Below are 25514 nucleotides of genomic sequence, written 5' to 3' on the forward strand. Positions count from 1 at the left end.
GCGGCGAAGTGCGTAACGATGCTCACGACAGCCGGGCTTCCCGCGAGTTGAGACAACCGCAACACTCATCTCATCCGGTAGCCACGATACCGGCTTTGGCGCCGGCGCCTGATTTCGAACGTGATTTAGGATATCTCGTCGGCTCGGGCTTCATTCACGGCCCCCAACGCGCCCCCGAGGTCCTGATTGGCGCACTGGCTAGACGCGGCGTGCTGCCGCAGTCACCTCAGCAGTCGACAAATCTGATTATTGATGAACGGCCCTATACGGTGGCGTTCGAGTTAGGGCAAGCGACCCCCAACTATTCCTTGGGCGCGATCATGCTGCGGCCGCGGCCGTTTATAGACACATGTCGATCCACCGCTCAGCAGATCGGCAGCGCGGAGAGGTTCGCTTCCGGTGCGGGCGGGGTCGTGAGCGCGTGTTTGCCCAAAGCGTTCCGAGGGAGCCGTCGCGAAAAGTCGTCGGCCCAACTGGATCAGCCGGATGGACAGGCCTCCGGATCCGGCGTCCGAGTGCCGGCTCCGCCTTTGCCCCACAACGAGTGGCTAACTGACGCGCATATCACGGCGGATTACACGGGCCTGGAGCGGGAGCTGCAGAGGGATCATCCGGATCTGGCTGCTCGGATGCGGCTGCTGCGCCCGGCGGTAGCCCAAATGCTGCGCTTGACCGACAACGCGGTCGAATTGCTGTTAGCCGTGCAAGGAATCGTCTACGATGAGGATCAGAACGATACCGCCGACTTCCTGCTCGTGCCAGTGAACGATGGCAGAGGTGTCGAGGCCGACGACGGCGACCACTGGTCGCTACTGCTCGTTGATCGCCGCAATCGGGAGAACGTAGTTGCCTATCACTACGACTCCAGTCGGAATTTTAACCTCACTCGCGCAGAACAACTCGCGGAACGCCTTGGCGCCAACCTTCAGTCCGCCCGCATGGCCCAACAGCCGAACGATTATGATTGCGGCGTCTTTGTGGTGGACGCCACACGGACGCTGGCGAGACGATTGGCGGAAGGAGAGCGGCCTGATGACGAGCCGCTGCACCTCGACAACCTCGTCGCCGATCGGCGGGCACTCCAGGATCGACTGAGCGGTCGTGCGCATTTAACTCGGCGTTTGGGCTGATGGAGCTGGCTGGCGCGCCTCTTGCCGCCACCAGAGTGCCCGGGAGCCCGCCCCCGCCCGTCCCTGCTCGCAATTGATACGTCGGCGACACGGCCGCCGTGGTGATCGCCTGGTTGAGGATGGCGGCCATTAACTTACCCCTTCATCGGTGGAAATTTTGCTCGGCGTGGCCACCACGCCCCGCCGAGCAGCGCGTCGCCGCGCAGGAGCGCCCGGAGGCGGCCCAAGGATAAACCGAGGCCGGGCACGCCATTCTGATCATTCGACTCGCTCGGTCTTGCACAGCTCGGCGAGCTCACGGTTTTTCGGATCTATGAAGACTTTCGCAAACGCGCCGGCCTCAGTCAGCGAGGGATCAACGGACTGAAGGCCCTTCGCGATCTCCACCAATTTTGCGTAGGCGCTGTCGGCTTTGACGACCGGCGCCGGCTCCGTGGCGGGTGTCCAGTCAGGACCCGATGCGCTCTTGTAAGCGGCGAATACCGCGCGACCGCCGTCATCCTGGGTCACGAAGCGTGCGAAAGCCTGCTCCGTAGTTTCATCATCGCGGCGCTGGTCGGCGGCAAGCTTTGCGAGCGCAACATACCATTCCGATTTGCTGCGATAGTTTTTCATCTCGCCGGCGGCAATCTTTTTTGCCAGTTTCACAATTCCGATTGCGGGGTCCATTTCGGTGTCCTTCGCGGTGTTGGTACCGGCATCTCGTTTGAACAGCGTGATGTGTGCGTGCTGATTGGCGCCCTTATCAACGAGGCTGACTTCGCTAATGGCGAGGCGGCGAATTTTCGCGACCGGCTTTGTCCAGAAGCCCATCATGCCGCCTCCCTCTCTTTTTCGGTACCGAGAACGCCGGCAATCCAATTTCGGATCGACCGGCCCCACGGCGTGGTCAGCATTTGAACCGTGGTGCGCTCGTCTGGTGCCAGCACGACCGTGTGCAACGGCGAAAACATGTTTGCCGAAACGACTGCGCGGCACAAGTTGACTCGAACGCTCTCGGTCATCGGACCGCCACCGCTAAGGCGCCGAAGTTCGGCGAGCTTATTCTCGATGAGAACCGCGGCGTCTTTGGCTGCCGTCAGTGCCTTATCCATCTCGCACCCGAGGCCCTCGACTTCTGCGACGATCGTTTCGGCCTTGCGTGCATCATCGCGACGCCGCTTCGCACGCTCGGCCACCGCAGCTGCGGCTTCGCGCTTGGCAGCCTCCTTGAGGGCAGCCGAGATGGCGCCAATCTGGTTGGTCAGCCCGGAAAGCTCAGAATTGATGGCGGCGACGCGATCGGCTGCCTTCTTGTCGCGGTCAACCAGCGCCGCGAACGCCAGCTCGTCGCGCTCGGCGATCAACTCGACTTGTTTGTGCTCGACGTCGTTTAACTTCGCGCGCAAATCGAGGATAATTTTCGCTTCTTTTGTCATCGGCTTAATCCAGCCCGCCGATCGCGGCGAGAAGATTTTTGATGTCGTTGAGACGCTGATTGACGCTGGCAAGATCGGCGATCGCGGAGTCAAGCGTCGTGCGCAAATCGGCTATGTCGGATCTCCAGGAGGTCGAGCTGGTCGCGAGATTGACCAGCACAGTGCCGGGCAGGCCCGCTGCCATGTTGGCCTGAAGGGTCCGCGCGTTCGAAACGGCGGTCGCAAGCGCGGTGGTGATGGCGGTGGCTGGGGTGGTGATGTTGGTTGCAAAAGATGCCATGGTGGTCTCCTTAACTTGATCTGGTTGGTAAATATGGAACGTCGTTGGCGCCAGCGTAGTAGGGTCCGCGAGCGAGGTGCGGCGAGGTCGCACGCGCAATGTCGGCGCTCGTGATGACGACGGGCGCGACGAAGTTCATCGGAATCGGGCCCGAGACCATCAGCTCGGACAACGCCCAGACCAACGCGTCGACACGGTCGGGAGAGCCGTCTCCTGTGTAGCCGTCGCTGGTCATCGCGGCCATCTGGTCCTCCAGCTCGACGAAGGTCGCGGCGTGTCTGATCTTCGATTGTTCGTAGAGCGCGGCCACAGGTTCTGCGCGGGCAATCTTGCCGCGGGATGCAACAACTTCTTTGTAGGGAACGTTCGGATCTACGGTCTTAATAACGTGCGCTACCATCGCACCGCCGTAATTTCGTTCAGCAATGATGCGATCCGCGCGGAAATCATGATATGCCCGCACGGCCACGCGGCCCCAGCCGTCGGGGCTCAATTTACATGTACGATCGGCCAAAACATAACCGAAACCATCCGACCCTAGGCCGGCAACGACGATGCCGACGCTATCGCCGCTGTCCTCCTCGCCCTTCGTGCCGCTGGGATCGATCGCAACCACAACGCGCTTCATGTCCGGCAGCTTCCATTGCCCATTCGCGCGGTCGATCACTTCCCGGGTCCAGAGGGCTCCGGGGGTGTCCAAAAGAAGCTCGGCGTTCAGCTCCTGACGACCAAGTCGCGTTCCTGCGTATCTGGCCGTCACCGCCTCGATGAATGCGGGAGCGAGATTTGCCGCGTTGTCGAACGTCGAGCCGCGGGTTACGCGGACGTCGCGACCCTCGCGGGCAAGCAACTCGCGCAACAGCTTGATCGGTTTTGGTGTGGTGCTGATGAAAATCCGCGGGTCGCGGCCATGCCGCAGGGTGAATTGAAGTTGATCCCACGTGGCCTGCGGCTCGTTCCACGCTGCAAGCTCATCGGACCACGCCGCGTCGTGATTTGGTCCCCTCAGCCGCTCGGGTTCCTCGCTGCTAAAGGCGGTAGCGATTGCGCCATTGGGCCAGGTCAGCTTGCGTTTGCTGGGCTCATACGTCGGCCGAGCCCAATTGGGTGCGGTCTCCAGGATGCCAGAGACGCCCTCGACCATCGTATCTCGAGCGTCGGCGGCCGTGGGGGCCACGAGGGCAATGCGGCCATACTTGCCGCTCTGCACCAGTTCGTGAACCCAGCTTGCCCCAGCTAGCGTTTTGCCCGCGCCTCTCCCTCCAAGGAACAACCAGATGCGCCAAGGACCGGGCGGGGCCAGCTGCTCGGGACGGGCCTTGAGGCGCCAGCTCTCCTGTAGCGCCGATGCGAGCTGGTCGGTGAAACTCACGGGTTTGCCCTCAACTCGATGAGACGGCCATTTGCGGGGCCAGGCTCGGGCTGTGGCGCGTTCGGGTTGGCGGGATGCAGGGCAGCCAGTACAGCTCGAGCCGCCTCTGGGAACGGCCCCAAAGCTTGTAAAATTGCGACCCGCGCCCTGATGAACTCAGGATGCTCACCGACGACGACATTGTTCGTGATGTTGGTGACGCTGCCTGCCAATGTGCTGACCTCGCCGGTGATCCGTGCCATCCGATCAAGGACATTTGTCAGAGCGACTGCAACACGAGTCGCTAGAAGCCCGTCGCCAGCCTCAGTTGCAGTAGCCAACTGGGAAACCAAGCTGGACCTGCATAGTTTTAAATAATCGATGACGGAATCGCCCTCACGGGCTGCCTTCAGGGCCCAGTTCTCGATGTCGGATGGGCCGACCAAGTACGAAGCCTTAGCCTCGGCCGAGACGTGTTTATGCCAGTGCGAATGGATGGCGTCCCGAGTGACGTCGAACTTAGAAGCGAGGGCATCGAGCGATGCGCCGCCGGCACGCAGCAATTCGATCCGCCATTTCTCGGGATGACGGCAAATTGCGCATTTGCGGCGGCCAATTTTCTGTTGAGCGCTTAGCGACATTGTCAGTTCGTTACCCACGCGTTACCCTGATCAAGATGTACACCATGTCTCACACATCTACAAGATTGACAATCAAGGACAATTCCAGACTTGAGGGCCTGATTGGCTTTCAGGCGACTGCGGTTGGAAATCGTTTGTATGCAAACGTTCGTATACAAACGATCGAAGATGCGGCGAGGGGAACGGCGACGGGTGCAGAGATGTGTCGCGTTCACGGGGACGTTACCTAGCGTGCGAACCAGTTTGGCTGGCGAGGATGGACGGGGGCGTCATGCAGTGTGTGCAGTAAATGCAGTGATCCACCATTCCCCTTATATATTTACCACCTAGGGAATATCCCCAAAAATTCGAGGGATAGGAAACCACTGCATTTACTGCTTAGAATGCACGGCGGTTTATCGTTATGCCCGCGTAATCTCACGCGCTGCCACAAGTCGCTCTGCGGCTGATAGGTTCGTTCTGGCGTAGATCACCTGGCGTTTGCCATGCGCCACCCATAGTCCGCTCTCGGCCGTTGGATTCCTTATTGGTTGATAGCCGGCCACTTCCAGTCGATGGGGGATGACGCGTCTGTTCTTCCGATCTTGCAGCCAGTCTGCGAAGTCGCCGCTCGCTGCTGACTGAAGTCGCGACATCGCAATTGCTGGAGGCCTTCCGATGGCGTCGATCACGTCTGCCAATTCGGCGTCCTCTGGCGCGCGTCCGGCATCTGCGATTGCCCAGAAGGCTGGGGTCTTCTGCGGCGGTGCCTTGGGATCGAAGCCTGAAAGGTCGCGCTCGGCTAGCCACGCAGCCACATGGCCGTCGCCACCGCTGTCGAGCCACGCGTAAAGCTCACGCCAGTATTCTGCCGGGAAGTCTTCACGGCGCGCGTCGCTCCACGCCACGAAATGTCTGCGATCTTCGGGCGGCAGGTACAGGCCGTCCGTTCGGTGGTTGGTCGTAATGACGACCCCAACGCAATTTGGAATCGCATATTCCCGCAGGAATTTTTCATCGACGCGAAGGACGTCTGGTGGGGCCGCCATGAGAGTTTTCGTTCGATCGTAAAATGTGAAGCGATCGATCTCGCCAAGGTCGCGCGCTTCGCTGACGCGAAGGATGACAGACTTAAGGAATCCATTGAACCGACCCAGTATTTGTTGTGGGCCTACCTCGGCGAAGTTCCACGCTCCTACCGCACGCTTCACCGGCTCGAGCAGCGTATCCTTGCCTATTCCCTGCGCGCCGCCCAGCACCACCGCGTGGTTGATCTTCTCGCTCGGTCGCTGGACGCGGTGAGCAAACCAATTGAGGAGGTGTTCAGCTTCGTCTGGATATATCTTTTGAATGTGGTCCAGCCACGGCCCAGCTAATTTTGTGCTGCCCCGCTTTAACGCCGGCGGCCGATACAAATTGAAAATCTTGACGCCAGGCCGGTCAATCATGCCGCCATCGAGAAGCAACTGGTCGGGTATCAGCATCGGCCGGCCCGGAACCCAACTCATCTGCTCGCACCGCCGGTAAAGGGCCAACCACTTCGATGCCTGCATCGTCCGGCGGTTTCCGCGATCGTCGAGAAGCGGCTCGCCGTGCTCGTCGTTAAGCGGGACCGGTTCGAGCACGCCGTCGACGGACCTGGCCGACCACAAATCCCCAGTTGGCAGATATGCGATCTTGTCCTGCGGCGAGATGGCGCGAAAGTTACTGATCTTTTCGCTAGCCTTCCCGACGTCCATGCGAAGCTGGCACACTACCGTGCGGCTGGGATGGGCTGGGACAAAGTGCGCTTCAGGATCGTATGGAATCAACGATATTTTCCGCTCACTCATGGTCACACCTCGATGTCGGCGGCGTCGGCGCCAGCCACGTTAGGAATTAGGATTTGCGCTTCGCGTCCAGCGGCGAGCCATCTGTGGAGACAAACTTGAGCTGCACGCTGGCCGGTGCCGTTGGCGTCGTTGTCGGCAATGATCGTCAACGCATCGATGCCGCTGAGCACTGGGAATTTGTCCATCGTGGCCGTTCCGCCCGTTGCCCAGAGGGGCCGCAGGCCGAGTTCGCGCGCTCTCAATCCAGTCTCGACGCCCTCAGAAATATGAAGGCCATACTCAACGTTCGCGTCAGCGTCGATCTTGGCGACGGCGCCAGCCGCAGGCCCAAGGGTCAATCGCTTGATCTTCCGCCCTTCAGCGTCGAGCGCGGTGCGAGCAATGCACTGCGGTGCGTTTGTTTTGATGTTCCGGAAAAGAGTAATCATCGCCGGATGGCGCTCACCCTCAAAGTGGCACCGGGGGGAGAAGCGGAAAACGTCGTCCACATCCACGCCGTTGAGGTTGAGTTTTCTGGTGTCGAGCAGGTATTTCTCGGCCAAAGAGTTGGCGAACGGCCTGGCGTCATCCCAGATGCGGAGAGCAAATTCGCTGTTAATACTCGGCTCGTGTCGAGCTAATGGAGTGGTGCGGACGACAGGGGCGGCAACTGGCTGCTGCGCGCCACCGAGGTAACGAACCGCCTGCCGAAAACCAACGCCGTCGATGTGCGCGACGAGGCTGATCACGTCACCGCCGCGCTGGCACTGTCGGCAATTCCAAAGTTGCTTGGCGACGTTGATGGAGAACCGGTCCCGGCCGCCACATCGCGGGCAGGGGCCACACCGATCGATGCCGTGACCGCGGAGCTCTATCGCACGACGCTGACACTCATCTTCGATGCGTACCGCCTTGGCCGTATCGATTTGACTTCCAGGAAGAGAAAAATGCATTTGTCTGTCCTTGAAAATTTTTTGGACAGAGCGGTTTGCGCTTGCATTTTTTGTGCATCTGTGGCACATGAAGTCAGCTCCTGTGAAAGCTCTGTCCTATTTGCGTATCGCCCCGCTGGCTGCTCACCGGCGGGGCTTCGCGCATTTGTGTACGCCCGGCGCGTCCCCGGATTTGTGCGGCTTCCCGCTCTGCCTGATCCGGATGCTCTGGGGCGGCGAGATGGGTCTCGTTCTGGGCTGTGGTGAACTGCTGCTGCGCGCCCGTCCAGACGACGCGCTATGTTTTACTGTATCGTGTCGACCGTCGGTGCGGCCTGGTTGGCCCGCCGCGCGCTGATAATTCGCAGCACGTCTGCACCGCTGCCGAAGCCTGCTTCCAGCCGGCCAACATCATCGCTGGTTATTCCCTTTTCGCGCAACTCGCACATCAGGTTAAGGGCATCGTCCAGAAAGTTCGCTATGGCGTTCAGCCAGCGCGCATCATTTTCCGCATCGTCGGTCGCCGGGTCGAAGAGGTCAAATGTGCTCATCTGAGCTCCGGCGCGAACGGAATATCGTCGTCCATGTCCCTGCGATATGAACCGGCTCGCCCCGGTTGCCTTGGCTCTTTACGCTTGATCGAGAAGCTCAGCGCCGGCGCCTTCGGATTGGCGCCTGGCTTGCGTTTCCATGCATCGATCCAATACTGCATGCCCTCGATGTCAAGGGAGCCCCTGAAGTCCGGATGTCGATCGGATTGCTTTTCGTCGTTCTTCCAAACGGCGCCACGGTTTTTGTTGTCGGGCCTGCTCATGCCGCCCTCCGTGACTTCGCAGCCATGGCCTCATCCCACGCTGCGAGTTCGGCCTCATCAAAAAACATTCTATTGTTGATGAATGTCGGTCGCGGGAAACCGAGCTCCGGATTCCTGATCCAGCGGGCCAGTGTTCGGTCGGAAATTGCATAGCGCGCGCAAACGGCGCGGGTAGGAAGTTTGCGGCCAGTGTTTTGGTGGGGGGACATATTCGCTCCTGTCTATGCGGGTACAGGTACGTACATGTCTGGATGCGCTGATGCGACACGGTGAACCGGTTCGCTTCCGAGATTATTCCGAGATTATTTGCCTTCCTTTTCCAAGGTCGTCAAAAAATCCCGCACCTGCCTTGGGCTCGGCGCGTCAGGTACTTTGTCGGAAATAATTTCCGACATCCGAGTCTTACTGATGCGAGGGTTCGTCGCGCGCACCTTTATTGCCAGTTCACGAGCGGCACCGTGCCAAGGTATCGCGCGCGGTGCGGCGCCGGCCTTCCCTTGCGCGGCCTTGTGTTGAAAGACGCGCTGCGTTTCCGACACGGACGCATGGCTTCCGATGACGAACGCGGCGCCAATCGCGGAACAGAGGCAGCGAAACGCGTGCGCCCGGTCGTGTTGGTGCGGCAGTGAATTTATGATGCTCTCCAGCTCCTCAATCGCGTGGAGGTTTCTCGCCGCCCATTGAAGGCTCGCCCTTTCGTCTTCGGCGATCTCCACCTTCTTTCCGGGAACACCATCCAGCTCCAACGCGATGGTCAGGGTGTCGCGCAACACACCTCGCCAATTCTCCGCCTCGCCTCGCCAAGCCTTGTCTTCGTCTGCAGCGACTTCATTCATTTTGTGCCCCGCGAGATCGAGACGACGTTGTCAGGCTGGTTGCCCGACACCACGCTCTCGACATGGGCCGCCCAGGCGGTGAGGGCGGTGCGCTTCTCCTCGGAAAAACTATGGCGCTGGTACACGGAAACGATGCCGCGGAACGTGCCGGATTTGTGGTTCAAGACCTTCTCGATCACGGGCAACTGAATGCCCAACCGGGCCATGCCGGAGGCCACGGTGCGCCGGATGTCATGAAACACCCAGGCCGGCAGTGGCTTCTCGCCGTTCGCCTTCGCGATCGCGACGTCGAGCCGATCCTTGGCGCGGGAGAAGCCGGTGATTGGCTTGCCTTTCCGTCCGGCGAATACGAATCCGCCGTCGGTCTTGATGTGAGGCACGGATTTGAGGATCTCGACCACAGCGTTGGAAAGAGGGATAGTGTGCAGCTCGTCGTTCTTCACGCGACCGGCCGGCAGTGTCCAAAGCTTGTTCTCCAGGTCGATCTCCGACCAGCGCATCCCAGCGACCTCTCCCTCGCGCTGACCGGTCAAGATCATGAGCTTCACGATCGGCCCGAACGGCCAGCCGTCGACATCGGCGGCATTCCATGCAAGCCGCAACTCGTCGTCAGTCAGGACGCGGTCGCGGCTACGTTCTGGTGATGGAGGTTCGAGCAGGGAGCAAGGTGATGCCTGAATAACGTCGCGCGCCACGCACCAGTTGAAGAACTTGCGCACCGCCGCGAGCGTCCTGTTGGCCATCACTGGCGCACCGCGATCGACAATGCTGTCGAGCAGCGCGATGACATCGCGCCGGGCGATATCCTGTACCCTGCGCCCCCTCCATTCGGCGATCACGCCGTTTCCGGTCTCTTCCCATTCGCCAGCGTCCGTTAGCTTGAGGCCGAGAATGCGTCCGGTTTCCAAAAAGCTACTCTCGCGGGTTTGTTTCGCCGCGTGCCGCTTCATGAACTCGACGGCGGCGTTCTGGACCAAATCCCGTTGGCCGCGGAGTTCCTCGGCGGCCTGCAGCTTGGCCTCGGCCTTGGCGTCCTGCTTCTCTCGGGCGGGATCTCGGCCTTCCGCCGCCGCCCGCAAAGCCTTACCGCCGAGTTCCCGTGCCGCCTTGAGGCCGATTGCCGGGTAGGGGCCGATCGTCGCTTTTCTCGGCTTGCCGGCGGCTCGATATCTGACGGCCCAGGACATAGCCCTCGATGGCTGGTGGATGAGGTACAACCCGGGCAGTAGACCGTCGGGGATTTCTTGCCGTGATGCCGGCGCGGGGCCCTTCTCAAGGGCCTCAAGTCGCTTGTCGGTGAGTGCTTTTTTCATAATCAGTCTGCCCTTGGGGTAACAGTCGGGTAACGTCTACTCCGTGTCTGTGAGTGTTACCCTGTGTCCTAGACAATAGCAGACAAATAGTAGCAATATTGGTGTTTTTCAATAGATCAACTGATTTGTTGTCCTGATTTGTCTGGGTTGGTCTAGCCACCATTTCTGACTGTAAATCAGCCGCCTCATGGCTTCGCAGGTTCGAGTCCTGCCTCCCCCACCATCTAGCAACATGCTGATAGACCAGTGGAATTTCTGGATGGCGATGATGGATTAGAGGCATGTCATGCGACTGTTCCCTGCACGAAAAAAGGGTCGCATTCGTGCGACCCTTTTTGATTTTTGTTTAGGGAACGTTCTAGCCAAAGCGGAGTGGTGGCTCCCCTAACCCCGATGCGGCGAAAGGTTCATGACGCGGTAAGCAGGTCGCAGCCAGCGCACGGCTATGACGTGGTTGCCGTAGGTCTTCTCGGCATATCGCGTGCCGGTCCTCGTTGATGACGATTTCCTCTGGCCGCTGCTTGAGTCCAAGCCGAAGCGTAATCGCGGCCACCCGAGCCCGCGAGGCGAGGGGCATCCCCTTCCTTCGGAACGTTGCGGGCGGGGCAGGCGCTCCGGCGCCTTCGCAGCCGCAAGCGTGCTCACCTTCCCACGGCCGGTCCTGGTGGTTCTCACAAACCCAACCGCTGTCCTCGCAGAGAAGGCACTTCATCCTCTCTATGCAGCTATCTGGGGCGGGAAATGCGAAGGCGCTGTCTCCGTTGTGCGAGGTCCGTTTTGGCCCCGAAATCTGGGCAGCCGCCGGAGCCCTTCTGGCACGATTGAGTTGGATGGGGAGGGCAGCCATCGCGCAGTGGTGCAGCCAAAAACACTAATCTTGGTACTGTTTTATGAGCAGGCGCAACGCATCTATTCGCTAACACTGGCGACCGGAGCGATCCCGATCCATCAGGCTTAGTGGGAGCCCCGGTCAATGCAGACAGCGCAGATCGCAGACACGGAGACAGGACTTCGACAACGGCTGGCATTTTGCCGATAGCCGGCGCGTCCACGCTCCCCGCAACATTTCCACCAAAGAGACAAATGACCGAGGAGATAATTCCCATGAAGGCAATCGTCGTAACGGACCAGGCTGCGGGACCCGCTGGGATGAAGCTGGTGGAGCGGCCCGAGCCGCAGGCAGCGATAAACGACGTCGTCGTTCAGGTTCATGCGTCGGGATTCGTCCCGACTGAGCTCGCGTGGCCCTCGACCTGGACCGATCGCGCCGATCGTGACCGAACACCATCCATCCCTGGGCACGAGCTGGCCGGAGTGGTCACCGCTCTCGGATATGGTACGAGGGGGCTGTCGGTGGGACAGCGGGTGTTCGGCCTCGCGGACTGGTATCGCGACGGCACGCTGGCCGAGTATGTGGCGATCGAGGCACGCAACCTCGCGCCGCTGCCGGGCGACGTCGACTTCGCGGTAGGCGCGAGCCTGCCGATCTCGGGCCTAACTGCGTGGCAGGGACTGTTCGACCACGGCCGCCTTCAGGCGGGGCAGAGCATCCTCGTGCACGGTGCGGCCGGCGCAGTCGGGTCGATGGTGACGCAACTTGCACGAGAGGCCGGCGCCTACGTCATCGGCACCGGACGCGCCGCCGACCGTCAGACGGTGCTCGACTTCGACGCGAAAGAGTTCGTCGACCTCGACAACGACGTCCTGGAAGACGTCGGCGGAGTCGATCTGGTGTTCGATGTCATCGGCGGCGACATCGGGAAGCGGTCCGCAGGCCTGATTCGAGCCGGAGGAACGCTGGTGTCCATCGTCGGGCCGGCCGAGGCACGGCCCGCCGACGGCCTCGCGGTCGACTTCGTCGTCGAGTCCGATCGTGCCCAACTGAGTGAAATCGTCCTGCGGGTGCGGGACGGACGACTGCGGACGAACATCGGCAACGTCTCGACCCTCGACGATGCCGTCGCCGCCTTGAACCCGACCGAGCGACGAAAGGGGAAGACGATCATCCGCGTCCGTCCCTGAGCGACGCACGCCCATTGATGCACGCAGCCGGCCTTCGATAGGCGATGTGACGAGACCCCGAGCCGCAACGCGATCATGGAAATAATGAGAATGGCCGCGGTTTGCGGGGTGGAGGGACCGTCTCCTAGTTGCGCTTTCGCGAACAGTTCGCAACGCAAGCATCGTAGTTTGGGCGGCAACGCCTCGAGGCCACACAAGCTTCGATCCTATTGTGCGCGCTTGGTGATCCGTGTCCCTTGCTGTCTCCGCCGCACTCCATAACGCACATATTCCAACTACTAATGCATCCTTCAAGGCATTTCTCTTGCTCTTGAAAGGATGCGATGGCCGACGTCGTCGGCAAAAAGGCTACAACGGCTACGATCAGAAGTCTCTTCATCGGCTAAATACCTACCTCCGGCCCAAGGGTCACGCGAGTCTCCGGGGCCGGTTCGAAAGATTGCGAAAACTACGTTCGTTGAATGTCAACGACCGGTACACCGCCCGCCTCCGGCGTGATCTTCACGTAGGTGCCGCTCTCATGCAGCCGGAGCCAGCCCCGCTCGATCGCGAATTTGGGGCCCGCGCTGTATTCGGCCGGCTTGGCCCTGTCCTGGGAGAGCATCGGGTAATTGATTTTCTCGATATGGATGCGGCCGTCCTGAACGGGCTCAACAGCCTGGGCCAGTTCCATGAGCCGGCGAGCGGCTTTCTCCGGGTCGGCATAGGGGCGATCTTCTGCGTATTTCATGCGGGCCTCGCGGCTTCGGTCCTGCGAGATTCGGCGGGCCTCCGCAATATCCTAATCGCTCAACCGCTGGTACCTCGGCGCGATCCGCGTCCAGCCGTGCGGCCACAAGAGAACTTAATTGCGCGCAGTCACGCCGCAAGCGGAGGTGGGGACGCCCTGTCATTCGGACAACGACTCATGACTTGCAAAATGCAAGTCATGATGTAGTGTCCTGCGAAACGAGAATGCGGCCGTTTCGAAAGCAGCGCCGACACACAGGAGGCAAGTTTGTCCGAGGACGTGCTCGTGACGCGCGAAGAGCGCGGCAATATCTCCGTATTGACCATGGTTTATCGGCCGTACAACCTGCTCGGCCCAAAGCTCATCAATGCGCTTGTGGAGCAGGTAGAGGCGGCTCAGAAAGCTGGCAGCCGCGCCATTGTGATCCGCAGCGGACTACGCCATTTCTCTGCCGGCGCGGATCTGGATATCTTCGATAAGCGGGTCGCCGCGGGTGCGGCTGATCAGGCCAGCGAAAACAGGCGGCTGAACGGCGTCGAGTTCCTGCGTTTCATGGAGTTGTTGCCTATTCCGCTGATCGCCAGCGTTCACGGCGTCTGCCTTGGTGGCGGACTCGAGCTTGCGCTTTCCTGCGACTATATTATCGCCGCTTCCTCGGCAAAGATTGGATCGGTCGAGGCCACGCTTGGGCTTCATCCTCTGCTCGGCGGAATCCAGCGCCAGGTACAGCGCATCGGTGCTCAGCGCGCCAAGGAGATGTCGATGCTGGCCCGACGCTACGACGCGCCGACGCTGGAGAAATGGGGCCTGATCAATCTCACCGTGCCGGAAGAGTCGCTGGAACAGACCACGATGACGCTTGCGGAAGAATTTGCGCAGGGCCCGACCGTGGCGCATGCGGCGACGAAGCAGCTCACCTATATCGCGGTCAATGAAGGCGTCGCTGCCGCCGATGAGGCGATGGCAAGGGTGCAGGCGCCGATTTGGGCCTCGGAAGATCTGAAGACCGGTCTCGCGTCATTCCGCAAGAATGGCCCGGGTCTCGCAAAATTCGCGGGGCGCTGACATGAGCGGCCCCTTGAGCGGAATCCGTGTTGTCGATTTTTCCCGTGTGCTCGCCGGCCCGTTATGCGCACGGACGTTGCAGGATCTTGGCGCCGAGGTCATCAAGATCGAGCCGCCAAGCCCTGATGTCTCGCGCTTCGCATTTCCGTCGACCGATGGCATGTCGGGCTACTACGCACAGCAGAATGCCGGCAAGCGCAATGTCAGCATCAATCTCAATGTGCCCGGCGCCTATGAACTGGCGCTGAAACTCTGCGACACGGCCGATGTTGTCGTCGAGAATTTCCGTGCGGGCACGCTGGGTTTCTTCGGTCTCGACTATGAGACTCTCTCAAAGCGAAATCCACGATTGATCTATGCCTCGATCACCGGCTATGGCCAGGGAGGACCGTGGCGAAGTCGGATGGCATACGCGCCGACGGTGCAGGCCGAGGCGGGTTTCACCGAAAACAGCGTTCGTCATTATGGCAGCGCGCTGACGGAACCGCGCACCGACAGCCTGTCGCACGCGGATGTCTATGCTGGATTGCAGGCAGTGATCGCCATCCTGGCAGCGCTCAACAGCCGCCAGAAGTCCGGGCGCGGCCAGTACATCGATGTCGCGATGGCCGCGACGCTGCTTGCGGTCAACGAACGCGCGCATGTCGATCTCGCCGATGACGATATCGGAGCCGAACCCGCCGTGCTTGGCGCCACCGACTGCTCGTTCTTTACCGGGCCGCAAGGCGAGCACTTCACGGTCGCGACCAGCATTGTCGGCAGCCGGACCTTTCCGTCGTGGTTGCGTGCGATGCGCCGAGCGGACCTCATCGACGATCCGCGGTTCTGCAATGCAGTCGCGCGCCGGCTGAATTTCGGTGCGCTCCACCAGATCATCCAGTCGTGGATACTGACCTTCCCGGACATGGCGACGTTGGACGCCCAGTTCGATGAAGCCAAGATCGCGATGGGCGAGATCCGCTCGATCAAGGAACTCACGGCATCGGAATGGAGCGAATATTGGGGTGCCGTGCAGTACGTATCCGACCGCAGCGGTGGTCAGTATCACCTGCCCGGACGTCCCTGGCGCTTCTCGGAGGCAGAGTTGACGCCGATCGGGACGCCGGCCTTTCAGGGTGAGCATAACGTTGCGGTGTTCAGCGAACTCGGCGTCAGTGAAGCTGAACTGAAGCGCTTGAGCGAAGCCGGCGCACTGGTGACACATCGGCGCGCACAAGAGCCTGAGATCGCCATCAAACCGCAGACCGAGCCAGGTCAGGCGGCCTGATCCACCGAGAAACAAGCCAAGGTACACTGAGACTGGACATACGCGAACTCGGCCCAATATGGTACGGGGGTCGAGTTCGGAGCTGAAAAGAGCCATGTCCGGCGTCAAGCAAAGCCGTCTCGCAAACAAGGAATGTTCCATGGCGCGAGCCATGGAAATCGTCGGCGACCGCTGGACGATCCTGATCTTGCGAGAGGCCTATTATGGTGTGAAGCGGTTCGACGAATTCGAGTACTACGTCGGCGTGGCACCCAATATCCTGAGCAATCGGTTGAAGAGACTTGTCGAGGCAGGCGTCATGGCTCGTGTGCCGCTGCCCGAGCACGCCGGCCGATACGAATATGTTCTGACCGAAAAAGGGCGCGACTTTTTCCCGGCCTATCTTGCGTTGAAGAAATGGGGTGACAACTGGCTGGCGGAGCCGGAGGGCCCGCAAGTGGTTTTTCGTGACCGACACGTCGGACGTCCAATCGAATATCCAGAATTGCGGACAGCCGGCGGCCAGCCGTTGCATCTCGAAGACGTCGAGGTGGTCGCGGGAGCCGGCGCCGTGCCGTTCAACCGCAAACGGTTTGGCGCCGCGGCCTCGACCACGAAGCCGACCGAAGCGCCGAGGAGCGCCTCACGCCGCAAGGGCAAGTAGCGCGCACCTTGTCTCCGTTCTGAGCAGACGGCAGCGTTTGCCGCAACGACGATCGATCCTTCAAGAAAACATCGATACCATCACCTGTATGCCATCCGTTGCGGCATCTAACTGGTCACCGCAGTTGGTGCGGCGGCACGAATCGCTCTTGAACGCGGAGGTGCCGCTTCCGTAACGCTCAATTGCATTCCAACTCGGACGCAAAGCGGCGCAGTGCGCTCTGCATCGTTGCCGCTGTCAGTGGTCTTCGCTCCAGGCATCGAGATGTCGGTCCGGCAACGACGATCGAGAGCTGCCGTGAACTGAGCGGAAGAGAGAGCGCGACACCTGCCAGGTCGGGAATGTACTCCGACGAACTCTGGTGATAGCCTCGTTTGGCGGCGATCTCGAGTTCAGCCTCCACTGCTTCGGCATTCATGGGAGTGGTTTCGGAAAACGGCTCGAACTTGATCTTGCGATAGATTGCGCGCCGTTCTTCGGGAGAATGCTGCGCCAGGATGGCTCTTCCTACCGAACTTGCATACACGGGCACCCGGTCGCCGACTTGAGCGAAGTAGCGGACCGATTGCCCGGATTCCTCGACATGCAGGAAGATCGCAGAGGTGCCCGCCAAGGCCGCGATCGCCGTGGTCTCTCCGGTTTCCTTGGCAATTTCCGCCACGAGTGCATAAGCGACCTCCGGAAGCGGCGCCGCGTCCGCAACGGTGCGCGCCAGCGTCAGCCAGCGCGGGCTTGGATAGTAACCGCTTCGCGCCCGCGTCTCGTAGAGCCATCCCTTTTCGACAATCGTGCCGACAAGATTGAAGGTGCTGGAACGCGGCCAGCCCAGATCATCAGAGATTTCGGCCAGCGTCGCCGGTCGTTTGCGGTGCGCAAAGTACTCCAGCAGTTCGAGAACGTTAGCAGCCTGCCTGACCAACATACGAAACCCGCATCTTCTCCGCGAAGGTTGGTTGCTCCGTGACGTCGAACAACAACTCCCGCTCACTCAGCCGCTGATTGGCGACCCCACGGTCATAGCATCATCCGCTCAGCCGGAAGCTCGTCCCGGAATTTGAGCCAGCAACTCCTGGGGACTTCGGCTCCGAGGTCGGATCGAAACGCCTTGACTCGAAATTCATATACGTGTCTTATGAATTCACAATAAAGAATTTTGTTGAGGGTTGGGGCTACCACCGTCAGCGAAAGCCCACGGGGGAGGACCTTTCATGGCTGCATTCAGGAATTTGCTCTCATCGGCGGTGGCGTCGATGTGCATGGTGACCGCGTCGGCCGCTTTGGCCCAGACCAGCGTCAAGCTCGGCGTGCTCGCAGACATGTCCGGCATCTTCTCGGACATCGGGGGGATGGGAGCCGCCGAAGCGACCAGGATGGCGGTCGAGGATTTCAACAAGCTGCCGGGATCCGACAAATTCAAGATCGAGGTTGTCAGCGCTGATGCGCTGAACAAGCCGGACGTGGCGCGGGGCATCGCCCGCAAGTGGTTTGACACGGAGAATGTCGATGCGGTCGTTGATCTGCCGACGAGCGCGATCTCGCTGGCCATCGCACCTCTCGTTCAGGAGCAGAACAAAGTCGCGCTGTTCACCGCATCGGGCACGTCGGATCTGACGGGCAAGTCCTGCACGCCGAATTCGGTGCACTGGACCTACGACACCTGGGCGCTGTCGCACGGTACCGCCGATGCCATCACCAAGGCCGGCGGCAGGACCTGGTTCTTCGTCACCGCCGACTTCGCCCTCGGGCATTCGCTGGAGCGCGATGCGAGTGCCGTCGTCAACGCGAACGGTGGCAAGGTCGTTGGCAGCGTCAAGCACCCGACCGATTCGAACGACTTCGCGTCCTTCCTCCTCCAGGCGCAGGCATCGCGCGCCGACATCATTGCGCTTGCCAATGCCGGTGGCGATACGATCAAGGCGATCAAGCAGGCCTCGGAATTCGGCATCATCCAGGGCGGGCAGAAGCTCGCAGGCATGCTGCTGTTCATCTCGGACATCCACTCGCTTGGTCTGAAGACGGCACAAGGCCTCCAACTGACGACGGCGTTCTATTGGGACCTGAACGACAAGACGAGGAGCTTTGGCGAGCGCTTCGCGGCCCGGAACAACGGACGCCATCCGTCAATGAACCAGGCTGGAGCGTATTCCGCGACGCTGGCCTATCTGACCGCCGTCGCGAAGGTGGGATCGCCGCGTGATGGCGCCGCTGTCGTAAAGGCGATGCGCGAACTGGGCACGTTTGACGATCCTCTGTTCGGAAGGACTTCGCTGCGTGAGGATGGCCGCGTTCTTCACGACATGATGCTGGTTCAGGTCAAGACGCCCGGCGAATCGAAGAAGCCCTACGACTACTACAGGATCATTTCGACCATCCCCGCCGAAGCGGCATTCCGTCCGCTCAAGGACGGCGGCTGCCCCCTTGTGAAGTGAGTTTCCGGCTCGATCGAACGCGATCGAGCCGAGATTCAAGAGAGCCACGCCAGCCTGCTTGCTGCGAGGCGCGTGGCAGGAATGCTCCGAGATCTTGCGTTGACCTGTGGAGGACCAATCCCGTGCTGAAATCCGATCGTCTGACCCGCTACGATCATCTCTTTATCGGCGGCTCGTGGGTCACGCCTGAAGACGGTGGTTTTCTCGAAAGCATCGATCCTTCCACGGGACGCCCCTGGGCTCGCGTTGCCTTCGGCGGTCCTGGTGATATCGACCGTGCCGTTGCGGCGGCGCGGGCAGCGCTGAACGGCCCGTGGGGACGCATGCCCGGGCACGAACGCGCTGCACTGCTGCGCAAGTTCGCTGACCTCTATGCGAAGCGTGCCGCCGATCTTGCCGTTCTGGAAACAACGGATTCCGGCCGCGCGCTGCGGGAGTCCCGTGCCGATATTGGTGGCCACACATATGGCTATCACTGGTGGGCATCATTGGCGGACAAGCATTCCGGCCGCACCATTCCATTCGACGACAGTGTGCACGCATTTACCACCCGCGTTCCGGTCGGAGTGGTCGGCGCGATTACGCCATGGAACGTGCCGCTCATGGCTGCGGCATGGAAGCTCGGTCCGGCACTCGCGGCAGGTTGCACCGTGGTGTTGAAGCCAGCAGAGCAGACGCCGGTCACCTCGCTTGAACTCGGAAAATTGTTCGACGAAGCCGGGTTTCCGCCTGGGGTGGTCAACATCGTTCCCGGGTACGGGAAGGACGGCGCCGGTGAACGGCTCGTCACCCATCCTGGCGTCGACAAGATCGCATTCACCGGCGAGGGGACAACGGCGAAGGTCATCCTGCGCGCCGGTGCCGACACGATGAAGCGCTTTACCTTCGAGCTTGGCGGCAAGTCGCCCCATATCATTTTCGCCGACGCCGATCTTGAACAGGCACTGAACGCGGCCACCAATTCAGCATGGACGCTATGCGGACAGAGCTGTGCGCTCGGGTCGCGGGTGCTGGTTCAGAGGCCGATCTACGATCAGGTCGTCGCAGAGTTTGCGCGCCGTGCGGCCCAGGTGCGGGTCGGTCCTCCGCTGGATGAAGCCACGCATATGGGGCCCCAGGCGCACGAGGAGCAACTCGCCAAGACGCTGTCCTATATCGATATCGGACGGGCCGACGGCGCTGAACTGGTGACTGGCGGAGGTCGGCTGAGCGGCGGCGTGCACGGAGACGGCTACTTCGTCCAGCCAACCGTCTTTGCCAACGTCTCCAACGAGATGCGGATCGCCCGCGAGGAGATTTTTGGCCCCGTGGCCGCGCTGATTCCGTTCGACGATGAGGAGCAGGCGATCGCAATCACGAACGACACGGCATACGGACTGACGGCTGGCCTTTGGACCCAGGACATCGGACGCGGCCATCGCGTTTCCAGCCGGATTCGCGCCGGCATGGTGTGGGTGAACACCTATCGTTTCATTCGCTGGTCGACGCCCTATGGCGGTTTCAAGGGCAGCGGTTGGGGCCGGGAGAACGGTATCGAAGCGCTCGATTCCTATCTCGAAACGCGCACCACGGTGGTCAGCACGACCGGGCGTTTTCCGAACGCCTATGCCAACTGAAATCAAGCACAGCACCTCTCGTTAAATCCAACAAGAAGAGAAGACGATCATGCGTTTGGCGAACAAGCTCGCGGTGGTAACGGCTGCTGCATCCGGAATGGGACGTGCCGGTGTGGAGATCTTCCTGAGGGAAGGGGCCAATGTCGTCGCCGTCGATATCAACCGCGATGCGCTGGCACAGCTCTCCGCGGATATGCGCGCCATTGGGCACTCCATCGAAACGGTTCAGGCGGATCTGTCGCGGCCGGAAGAGGCGCGGCGGTCGGTGAACGATGCGGCGGCGTTGCTGGGCGGCATCGACGTGATGTGGGCTCATGCCGGAATTCCCGGCCCGGCCGGCGTGGAGAATCTCGATCTGGCGGCCTATGAAACCGCGATGGCGCTCAACGTTACGTCCGCTACATTGGCGGCAGGCGAAGTGATCGGCCACATGCGCAAGCGGGGCGGTGGATCGCTGATCTTCACGGCATCCGTCTCGGGCCTGGTCGGCTCGATGTTCAGTCCGGTCTATTCGGCCGCAAAATTCGCGGTGGTCGGGTTGACCAAGTCGTTGGCGCAATGCTTTGCCGCGGACAATGTGCGCGTCAACGTCATTTGCCCCGGGCTTGCAGATACGCCCATGAAGACCGGATTTACGGGGCGTTCGGGTGACCCTGCCGAGGCCGCCGCCAATCAGGCGCGCCTGCTTGCGTCCGTCCCGATGGGACGACTCTGCAAAGCGGAGGAGGTCGCGCATGCGGCCCTTTGGCTGGCATCGGATGAAGCGTCGTTCGTGACCGGCGTTGCGCTTCCGATCGATGGCGGATTCACGGCTCGCTGAGTTCTGACGATCAGGACGAGAGCGGATGGCTTCGATTGTGCCATCCGCCGAATTATGCCCGCATCGACGGGCTCGATCTGGCCATTCTGGCGTTATAGCCATAGGAGACCTTCATACCGCCGTAGACAGGCGCCGGGTAAGATGTTCCCCCAAGAGGAGCGAGGCAGGCCATGGTGAAACCGTCGAAGACCCGCATTGGCAACCACACTCTTCACCCGGAAACGCTGATGCTGAACTACGGCTACGATCCGCAATTGTCGGAGGGAGCCGTCAAACCCCCGGTCTTCCTGACCTCGACCTTCGTCTTCAAGACCGCGGAGGATGGCAAGAACTTCTTCGATTTCGTTGCGGGCCGGCGCGAACCGCCCGAGGGGATGGGCGCGGGCCTGGTCTACTCGCGGTTCAATCATCCCAACAGCGAGATCGTGGAGGACAGGCTCGCTGTCTATGAGCGTACGGAGAATTGCGCGCTGTTCTCGTCCGGCATGGCGGCGATCTCGACCACGATCCTGGCCTTTGCACGTCCCGGCGATGTGATCCTGCATTCGCAACCGCTGTATGGCGGGACGGAAACACTGTTTGCAAACACGCTTGCAAAGCTCTCCATCGGCGCCGTGGGCTTCGCCGATGGTCTCGACGAGGCCGCGGTCAGGCACGCGGCGGAGGACGCCATGCGCCGCGGCCGAGTGACGATGATCTTCATCGAGACCCCGGCAAATCCCACCAATGGCCTGGTCGATATCGCGATGATCCGCCGTATCGCCGAGCTGATCGGCCAGGTCCAGGGCCACACGCCGATCGTCGCATGCGACAATACGTTGCTCGGGCCGCTGTTTCAGCGGCCGATCGAGCATGGCGCTGATCTCTCCCTGTACTCGCTGACCAAATATGTCGGTGGCCATTCCGACCTGATCGCCGGTGCTGCGCTCGGTTCAAAGGCCCTGATGAAGGACATCAGGGCGTTGCGAGGGGCGATCGGTACCCAACTGGATCCCCATTCCTGCTGGATGATCAGCCGGTCGCTCGAAACCCTGAGCCTGCGGATGGAAAAGGCCGACAGAAATGCGCACCTCGTGGCGGATTATCTGCGCGATCATCCCAAAGTGGAGCGAGTCCATTATCTTGCCCACCACGCAGAAGATTCCCCGGCCGGCCGTCTGTTCGCGAGGCAATGCAGCGGAGCAGGCTCCACGTTTTCATTCGATATTGTCGGCGGCCAAAGCGCTGCATTCAAATTTCTGAACGCGCTGCAAATCCTGAAACTAGCGGTCAGCCTGGGTGGCACCGAATCGCTTGCCAGCCATCCCGCAACCATGACCCACTCGGGCGTCCCGGCCGACATCCGCCAAAGGATAGGCGTGCTCGACTCCACGATCCGGCTGTCCATCGGTATCGAGCACCCCTCCGATCTGATTGCAGACATCGCGCAAGCCTTGATCGCGGCATAGGTGGTCGGTCTGGAGACCGCCGGCAGCCAAGCAGTTGGACATCGACCAAAAGTTCGATGTGATCAAAGCGGGCATAGACTATCGCTTCGGTTTCGGCGGCCAGTGGTCGCGACGTATTGAGCTAGGGCGTGAACTCTTTACGTTGTGAGCACACGCCCTAGTTCGGATTTAAGCCAACAAGCGGTCAGTAGTCCCAGAAGACCGGTACCCAACGAAACGCGTCGCCGTCCACCGCGACCCGACCGACGGACGGGAATGGCAGGTGGGTGGCCACCAGCATCTCGCCGGTCTCAGCCAGTTCCCGCAAAAGACGGACCCGAACGCGCGCCGCCTCCTCGGGGTCGCGCTCGAAACCGTTGTGCCAGTCGGGTTGCTCGAACCCGACCGCAAACACGGCGTCGCCGGCGAACGTCAGCGCGTCGCCGCCGGACGCCAGGCGGACCACGCTGTGCCCGGGGGTGTGGCCGCCGGTGCGACGGATGACGACGCCCGGCGCCACCTCGTGCTCCTCATCGAACTGCCGCAGCTGGTTGTGGTATTCTTTTGTGAACCGCTTGGCGGCCGACCGAAGCGCGTCCGGGAACCCCGGCGGCATGGCGGTGTGGGAGAAATCGGGCGACTCCCAGAATTTGACCTCGGCGGCCGCCACGTGGATCAGCAGGTCCCGACGCAGCCGGTCCTTCACCCCGTCGACGAGCAGCCCGCCAATGTGGTCCATGTGCATGTGGGTCAGCACCACGTCGGTCACGGACGCAAGATCGATGCCGGCGGCGTCGAGTCGCTTGATCAACTGCCCGGCCCGCGGCAAGTGCAAGTCCGGGTCGCCCCCTAGTCCGGCGTCGATGAGGATGGTCCGACCGCCGCTACGCACCACGACCGCGTTCAGCGCCCAGTCGAAAGCGTCCGGCGGCAGGAACATGTCATTCAGCCAGGCCGCCCGGATGGCCGGGTCGGCGTTGTGTCCTAACATTTTGGTGGGCAGCGGTAGTACGCCATCGCTGACCACCAGCACGTCAATCTCGCCGACCTTCAGCGCGTAGCGCGACGATACCAACTCTTCTGGCCCCGATCGAACGGAGTGTGCGGTCGTGTCTAAGCTCATGTTCGTCTCCTGCTGAGTGTTGCGGATCATCTGGTTCATCTTCGAAAACTCCTGCGTTCAATCTTGACGCTCGATCCTGGGCGAGCGTGCTTCCCGCGTGGAAATCGCGGTCAATGCTGGTGAGGTGTTCAGAGGTCAGTCACCCGCTCAGGATCGGCCGACGCCAGCGCAGCGGCACGCTCAGCTCGCGGCGGATAGATCCAGACGGTGTTGATATCCTGCTTGGTCTTCTTTGCTTGCTCGCCGACCATTTCGACTTTGCGTTCCCAGCCGCGCGTGAAGAGGGCACCTGCTTCGCCGAGGTCGAGGCAGGTGACGTAGGCCTTCTGGTGATATGGCTTGGTCGGGACTCCCAGGAGCTCGGCGGCGGCATTGTGGCCGGCAAAGGCGCCCATCCGCGTCGCGTGCTGGCACGACATCAGCGCGTAGTTGCCGACATCGTCGCATGCAGCTCTCGCGGCATCGCCGGTGGCAAAGACGCCAGCCACCGACGGCACGCGCAGATCGCGGTCGACAAGCAGTCGGCCGAAATTATCGCGTTCGGCGGGGATCTGCGCGGTCAACGGAGCGGCGCGAATGCCGGCCGCCCAGATCACGGTCGCGGTTTCGATGTGTTCTCCATCGGAAAGCGTGACGCCGGATTTGTCGAGCGAGGCGACGCCGGCGCCGAGCCGGGTCTCCACGCCGCACTTGCGCAGTGCGTCCTCGATGACGGGGCGGGGACCCGCGCCCATATCCGGGGCGATCGCATTGTTTCGATCGACGATGATGACGCGCGGCGTGGCCTCCTCGCCAAGGATCGCACGAAGTCGTGTGGGGATCTCCGTGGCCGCCTCGATGCCGGTGAAGCCGCCGCCGGCAACGACGACCGTGTCGCGCGCCTTCGATGCCGGCCGATCCGCGAGACTACGCAGGTGCCGGTCGAGGGCGATCGCGTCCTTGAGCTGATCGACGCTGAACCCGTGCTCGGCGAGGCCAGGAACATTCGGACGGAACAGCCGGCTGCCGGTGGCCATGACCAGGCGATCGTAGGGGAGCGTCTTTCGTGCGCCCTTGGCCGTGACGATTTGCACGGTGCGAGACTTGGTGTCGACCGTCTCGGCGCTGCCCTGCACATAGACAACATCGATCGCGTTGAGGACATCGAGGAGAGGTGCCGTCAGGGTCTCCGGCTTCGGTTCGTAGAGCCGCGGGCGAACCACCAGCGTCGGCTCTGGTGAAACCAGCGCGATCTCCAAATCCTCGGGCGAAACGCCCTGGATGTCGCGCAGACGGGCAGCGGAAAGTGCAGCATACATGCCGGCGAAGCCGGCGCCGATGATGACAAGTCTCATATGATCTTCTCCTGTGGTTGGGTTTTCCTAGACGTGCGCGCGCGTCGTCGCCGCTTGCCATTGGCGGCAAAGCTTGTTGCGATCGATGACGCCGCGAAGACGTGAAACGAAGATGGTCGCCGCTTATGGTGCGGGGCAATTCAGCAGTGACGACATTGGCATGGCGCTCTCGCATGCCGCGCGGCAGCTTCTCGAACCCAGCGGCCAGCCGAGTTGAAAGGCGATCGGCAGAGCGGGCTTTGGAGGCCAGTCCTTGTAGAATATCTGGGCGCCGGAAATCATTGGGCTGGTGCTTTGCGCAGCTTGTGCCGAAGCTTCCGTTTCCTCGCCCGCTGCCGAGGTGAAGCGAACGGTCAATGAAAGTCCGTACACAAGTGCGGTCGCGACGACTCTGCGTCGCCGTGTAATTGCAAGTGAGCTGCCGAAATCCTTCCAGGCCATCGCTTCTCTCCGTCCGTTTGTAGGCGTGGGCACGGTGATGATGTAACGAACCTGATCTGCGACTGCCCCAGAGCGATTGCCGTACCTGCAGA

At 61.3% G+C, this 25514-nt stretch carries 25 protein-coding genes; 9 read left to right on the forward strand and 16 right to left on the reverse strand.

Features of this window, described 5'->3' with window-relative positions:
- A partial coding sequence (locus CWO89_RS01220) for a Ulp1 family isopeptidase (protein ID WP_245475629.1) occupies window positions 1–1130 on the forward strand: 1130 nt, incomplete at its 5' end.
- Window positions 1131–1388: 258 nt separating this feature from the next.
- Here CWO89_RS01220 and CWO89_RS01225 read toward each other — a convergent pair.
- The 11 genes from CWO89_RS01225 to CWO89_RS01280 form a co-directional block, all read right to left on the reverse strand.
- Window positions 1389–1946, reverse strand: coding sequence for a hypothetical protein (locus tag CWO89_RS01225; protein WP_130576859.1), 558 nt, complete (start codon window positions 1944–1946; stop codon window positions 1389–1391).
- The gene (locus tag CWO89_RS01230; RefSeq protein WP_130576860.1) at window positions 1943–2548 is read right to left on the reverse strand and encodes a hypothetical protein; all 606 of its coding nucleotides are present in this window, start codon (window positions 2546–2548) and stop codon (window positions 1943–1945) included. Before CWO89_RS01230 ends, CWO89_RS01225 begins: the two co-directional genes overlap by 4 nt.
- Window positions 2549–2552: 4 nt before the next feature.
- A complete protein-coding gene (locus tag CWO89_RS01235) occupies window positions 2553–2828 on the reverse strand; it encodes a hypothetical protein (RefSeq protein ID WP_130576861.1) in 276 nt (91 codons plus the stop codon).
- 10 nt (window positions 2829–2838) lie between these two features.
- Window positions 2839–4200 (reverse strand): DNA-packaging protein, encoded by a 1362-nt coding sequence (locus tag CWO89_RS01240; RefSeq protein ID WP_130576862.1) that lies wholly within the window; start codon window positions 4198–4200, stop codon window positions 2839–2841.
- Window positions 4197–4838 (reverse strand): hypothetical protein, encoded by a 642-nt coding sequence (locus CWO89_RS01245; protein WP_130576863.1) that lies wholly within the window; start codon window positions 4836–4838, stop codon window positions 4197–4199. Before CWO89_RS01245 ends, CWO89_RS01240 begins: the two co-directional genes overlap by 4 nt.
- A 383-nt stretch (window positions 4839–5221) precedes the next feature.
- Window positions 5222–6631: a primase-helicase family protein gene (locus CWO89_RS01250; protein ID WP_130576864.1), complete on the reverse strand. Its 1410-nt coding sequence runs from the start codon at window positions 6629–6631 to the stop codon at window positions 5222–5224.
- Between the two features lie 2 nt (window positions 6632–6633).
- Complete coding sequence (locus CWO89_RS01255) at window positions 6634–7563, reverse strand: DUF7146 domain-containing protein (RefSeq protein ID WP_165420945.1); 930 nt, start codon at window positions 7561–7563, stop codon at window positions 6634–6636.
- Between the two features lie 284 nt (window positions 7564–7847).
- Window positions 7848–8093: a hypothetical protein gene (locus tag CWO89_RS01260; RefSeq protein ID WP_130576866.1), complete on the reverse strand. Its 246-nt coding sequence runs from the start codon at window positions 8091–8093 to the stop codon at window positions 7848–7850.
- On the reverse strand, window positions 8090–8356 hold the full coding sequence (locus tag CWO89_RS01265) for a hypothetical protein (protein WP_130576867.1): 267 nt from the start codon (window positions 8354–8356) through the stop codon (window positions 8090–8092). Before CWO89_RS01265 ends, CWO89_RS01260 begins: the two co-directional genes overlap by 4 nt.
- A 302-nt stretch (window positions 8357–8658) precedes the next feature.
- Window positions 8659–9192: a hypothetical protein gene (locus tag CWO89_RS01275; protein ID WP_130576869.1), complete on the reverse strand. Its 534-nt coding sequence runs from the start codon at window positions 9190–9192 to the stop codon at window positions 8659–8661.
- Window positions 9189–10505: a tyrosine-type recombinase/integrase gene (locus CWO89_RS01280; RefSeq protein WP_130576870.1), complete on the reverse strand. Its 1317-nt coding sequence runs from the start codon at window positions 10503–10505 to the stop codon at window positions 9189–9191. Before CWO89_RS01280 ends, CWO89_RS01275 begins: the two co-directional genes overlap by 4 nt.
- A gap of 1104 nt (window positions 10506–11609) precedes the next feature.
- Here CWO89_RS01280 and CWO89_RS01290 point away from each other — a divergent pair.
- The gene (locus tag CWO89_RS01290; protein WP_130576871.1) at window positions 11610–12527 is read left to right on the forward strand and encodes an NADP-dependent oxidoreductase; all 918 of its coding nucleotides are present in this window, start codon (window positions 11610–11612) and stop codon (window positions 12525–12527) included.
- Window positions 12528–12975: 448 nt separating this feature from the next.
- Here the strand turns inward: CWO89_RS01290 and CWO89_RS01295 are convergent, their stop codons facing one another.
- Complete coding sequence (locus CWO89_RS01295; RefSeq protein WP_130576872.1) at window positions 12976–13257, reverse strand: hypothetical protein; 282 nt, start codon at window positions 13255–13257, stop codon at window positions 12976–12978.
- 267 nt (window positions 13258–13524) lie between these two features.
- Here CWO89_RS01295 and CWO89_RS01300 point away from each other — a divergent pair, with 267 nt between their 5' ends.
- From CWO89_RS01300 to CWO89_RS01310, 3 genes are all read left to right on the forward strand, one after another.
- Window positions 13525–14322 (forward strand): enoyl-CoA hydratase/isomerase family protein, encoded by a 798-nt coding sequence (locus tag CWO89_RS01300; RefSeq protein ID WP_130576873.1) that lies wholly within the window; start codon window positions 13525–13527, stop codon window positions 14320–14322.
- A gap of 13 nt (window positions 14323–14335) precedes the next feature.
- Complete coding sequence (locus CWO89_RS01305) at window positions 14336–15589, forward strand: CaiB/BaiF CoA transferase family protein (protein ID WP_245475631.1); 1254 nt, start codon at window positions 14336–14338, stop codon at window positions 15587–15589.
- 139 nt (window positions 15590–15728) lie between these two features.
- On the forward strand, window positions 15729–16232 hold the full coding sequence (locus tag CWO89_RS01310) for a winged helix-turn-helix transcriptional regulator (RefSeq protein ID WP_130576875.1): 504 nt from the start codon (window positions 15729–15731) through the stop codon (window positions 16230–16232).
- Window positions 16233–16410: 178 nt separating this feature from the next.
- Here the strand turns inward: CWO89_RS01310 and CWO89_RS01315 are convergent, their stop codons facing one another.
- Complete coding sequence (locus tag CWO89_RS01315; RefSeq protein WP_130576876.1) at window positions 16411–17154, reverse strand: IclR family transcriptional regulator; 744 nt, start codon at window positions 17152–17154, stop codon at window positions 16411–16413.
- A gap of 286 nt (window positions 17155–17440) precedes the next feature.
- Here CWO89_RS01315 and CWO89_RS01320 point away from each other — a divergent pair, with 286 nt between their 5' ends.
- The 4 genes from CWO89_RS01320 (at window position 17441) to CWO89_RS01335 (ending at window position 22545) form a co-directional block, all read left to right on the forward strand.
- Window positions 17441–18661, forward strand: coding sequence for an ABC transporter substrate-binding protein (locus tag CWO89_RS01320; protein ID WP_130576877.1), 1221 nt, complete (start codon window positions 17441–17443; stop codon window positions 18659–18661).
- 122 nt (window positions 18662–18783) lie between these two features.
- The gene (locus tag CWO89_RS01325; protein ID WP_207234373.1) at window positions 18784–20277 is read left to right on the forward strand and encodes an aldehyde dehydrogenase; all 1494 of its coding nucleotides are present in this window, start codon (window positions 18784–18786) and stop codon (window positions 20275–20277) included.
- A 49-nt stretch (window positions 20278–20326) separates the two neighbouring features.
- Window positions 20327–21097, forward strand: a complete 771-nt coding sequence (locus tag CWO89_RS01330; RefSeq protein ID WP_130576878.1) for an SDR family NAD(P)-dependent oxidoreductase — start codon at window positions 20327–20329, stop codon at window positions 21095–21097.
- A 170-nt stretch (window positions 21098–21267) separates the two neighbouring features.
- Entirely contained in the window at window positions 21268–22545 is a 1278-nt protein-coding gene (locus CWO89_RS01335; protein ID WP_130576879.1) for a cystathionine gamma-synthase family protein, read from the forward strand.
- Between the two features lie 184 nt (window positions 22546–22729).
- Here the strand turns inward: CWO89_RS01335 and CWO89_RS01340 are convergent, their stop codons facing one another.
- The 3 genes from CWO89_RS01340 to CWO89_RS01350 all read right to left on the reverse strand — a co-directional run bounded on the left by CWO89_RS01340 (window position 22730) and on the right by CWO89_RS01350 (window position 25422).
- Entirely contained in the window at window positions 22730–23686 is a 957-nt protein-coding gene (locus CWO89_RS01340; RefSeq protein ID WP_130576880.1) for an MBL fold metallo-hydrolase, read from the reverse strand.
- Window positions 23687–23775: 89 nt separating this feature from the next.
- Complete coding sequence (locus tag CWO89_RS01345) at window positions 23776–24981, reverse strand: NAD(P)/FAD-dependent oxidoreductase (protein WP_130576881.1); 1206 nt, start codon at window positions 24979–24981, stop codon at window positions 23776–23778.
- 123 nt (window positions 24982–25104) lie between these two features.
- Window positions 25105–25422 (reverse strand): hypothetical protein, encoded by a 318-nt coding sequence (locus CWO89_RS01350; RefSeq protein ID WP_130576882.1) that lies wholly within the window; start codon window positions 25420–25422, stop codon window positions 25105–25107.
- Between the last annotated feature and the right edge of the window lie 92 nt (window positions 25423–25514).

Source organism: Bradyrhizobium sp. Leo170, assembly GCF_004296405.1.
Lineage (GTDB): Bacteria > Pseudomonadota > Alphaproteobacteria > Rhizobiales > Xanthobacteraceae > Bradyrhizobium.